Annotated in this window: 4 protein-coding genes; 2 read left to right on the plus strand and 2 right to left on the minus strand. The window is 29.4% G+C overall.

All coding sequences use genetic code 11. The annotated features are described in order from the left end of the window. On the minus strand, nucleotides 1–347 hold a 347-nt coding region (locus tag IP023_RS15670), incomplete at its 3' end, for a transposase (RefSeq protein ID WP_241791347.1). A 138-nt stretch (nucleotides 348–485) separates the two neighbouring features. Continuing rightward, nucleotides 486–1,049: a hypothetical protein gene (locus IP023_RS15675; protein ID WP_241791348.1), complete on the minus strand. Its 564-nt coding sequence runs from the start codon at nucleotides 1,047–1,049 to the stop codon at nucleotides 486–488. A gap of 310 nt (nucleotides 1,050–1,359) precedes the next feature. Between IP023_RS15675 and IP023_RS15680 the strand changes: the two genes are divergently transcribed. Together IP023_RS15680 and IP023_RS15685 are read left to right on the plus strand one after the other, a co-directional pair. Beyond that, the gene (locus tag IP023_RS15680; RefSeq protein WP_241791349.1) at nucleotides 1,360–1,929 is read left to right on the plus strand and encodes a hypothetical protein; all 570 of its coding nucleotides are present in this window, start codon (nucleotides 1,360–1,362) and stop codon (nucleotides 1,927–1,929) included. Continuing rightward, nucleotides 1,929–2,113: hypothetical protein (locus tag IP023_RS15685; protein ID WP_241791350.1), on the plus strand; the 185-nt coding region annotated here is incomplete at its 3' end. The genes IP023_RS15680 and IP023_RS15685, both read left to right, overlap by 1 nt.

Consider the following 2,113-nt stretch of genomic DNA (forward strand, 5'->3'; position numbering starts at 1 on the left):
CAATTATTAGGTGACTTATAAAGCAAATATCTGCTTCTAGCTAATAATAATTTCCTAGAATCACCATTGCTAAACTCTTCAGCTATAAAGCGTTTACCTTTTGATTTAGCCTCTTTAATTTGATTATTTTCTAAATCTATAGCCTCCCTTCTATATTTAATTCGAATATCTTGAAGAGCCTCTATTGCGAGTTTCTGTACATGGAATCGATCAGTAACTTGTATAGCTTGAGGAAAACAACGAAGAGCGATAGTTTTCATTGAATTAGCCATATCTAAGGTGATTTCCTGAACTTTAGCTCTTAGTCTACGCGGTATTTTTAACAACTGCTCGATAATAGGTTCCACCTTAGTTCCTGGGAAAATGGCTTTAACTTTTAGAGATCAGGTGAAAATATATTACGAACTACTAAAGTCAAACTCATCACAAGCAACTCTTATAGAGCCAACATTTTTTGAGACACTTATCTACTTCAGTAAGTAAACTTAAATGTCCAATTTAGTTTGATGACGTACAATTTTATCGTGACTCATAATTTCTGACATAATATCGTACAACTTCTCTCGATCTTCCTCAGATATACCGTATTCATGTTTATAGTATTCTAAAACGATTTTAAACCTAATGTGGGTAGCACTATGAATAAAAAAATAATTTAGGTGACCTATTGAGTTACGGTCCTGAACTTTATTTGCGTACATAAGTAAATATCGCCCTTCCGACAAATAAAACGCTGTTCCATTATCAGATATATATTTGAAAGATGGAAGATCTTGCCTTTCTATACAAACATCTTCAGTGAAATCCACAGTAAACTTATCCATGCCATTTTTACTGAACTGATAGCAAATAATATCACCAAAAAGCTTTTCGTCTTTTGTGTTTGAAGAGTACACGCTTAATAAAATTGTACCACACACACCCGAGATTGGTTCAAGGTCTATATATGAACAATATATATTCTCTGTTTGAAAACCTCTCAGAAAACTGTAATCTAAAAAAGGAATAGATTTAACGCAAAAATACCCGAAAAATTTCTTTAACACCATTTCATAAAATTAAAAAAGTTCTTTCCAATTAGGCATATTTTTAGACAACCAAGTTTCAGCCTTTTTCATATACTCAGTATAATCCTTATTTTTAGGGTTGTGTACATCATCAAAGAAAATTGGATATTTAAGTTTTCTCTCTTAAGGAGCAATGTGTCTCAAAAAACGTTCATTATGTCTTTAGACCTACTTGTCCACTTTTTGCTGACGATTTACACAGAAGAAGTAGAGAAAAAATAATTCGAATTACGAAGTAAACATTCGTTTTATTTCATATTTTTAACTAAATTAATTTTTAAATCATAAAGAAATGAAAAAAAACTTTCTATTAACAACATTAGCGTTGTCTATTACTATTCTATCTCAAAGTTGTAATAAAGAAAACAATAGTATTACTAAAAGTGAAAAAGAGACATTATCTTTAAAAGAATTAACTGCAATTTCAACAGGAAAAGATAAAGAGTTTTTATTAAAGACTAAGATTACAAAAAATGATATTCCTTTAAATTCTAAAATAAATAAAGTTGCTTCTACTGAGTTTTCTACTAAATCAGTAGAAGCAGAAGAAAATTTAGTTGCATGGCCTAAGTTAAAATGGGGGTTTGGTGTTGATTGTAATAGAAAACCCGGTATTTGTTTAATTTTTGGCGCAATGGAACAAGAATTACCTTTAAAACCTCTTGAAGAATCTGATTGGAAAATTACTTTAATTGAAGATAAACTGATTATCAATCCTATTGAATCAGGAGAAGGTTTAACTTCTGACTATTATCTTCCTATTACTTCATATGTTCCAGTAACCCCTAATTTAGCAATAAAACCTGGTATTTATGAAGGAAATGCAACAGCTGTTGTAGTAGATTTAGTTCATATTAATTAATGAAAAAATATATTACTATAATATCCATCTTTTTTTTATTTACATCTTGTGAATCTATTTTTTATAAAATGTATGGTATAAAAAAGATGGATGCATTTAATGAAACAGAATATTTAAATTCTGTTGAAAAAATGAGTATTAAGGATAGTAGCGTTCAAAAAACATCAATAATTAGTGAATTAGA

It is taken from the genome of Sphingobacterium rhinopitheci (genome assembly GCF_022627575.1).
Classification (GTDB): domain Bacteria; phylum Bacteroidota; class Bacteroidia; order Sphingobacteriales; family Sphingobacteriaceae; genus Sphingobacterium; species Sphingobacterium rhinopitheci.

Bases quoted from the DNA above. Each gene is read 5' to 3' on its own strand.
- IP023_RS15675 (WP_241791348.1), bottom strand. From the start codon at position 1,049: ATGGTGTTAAAGAAATTTTTCGGGTATTTTTGCGTTAAATCTATTCCT.
- IP023_RS15680 (WP_241791349.1), top strand. From the start codon at position 1,360: ATGAAAAAAAACTTTCTATTAACAACATTAGCGTTGTCTATTACTATT.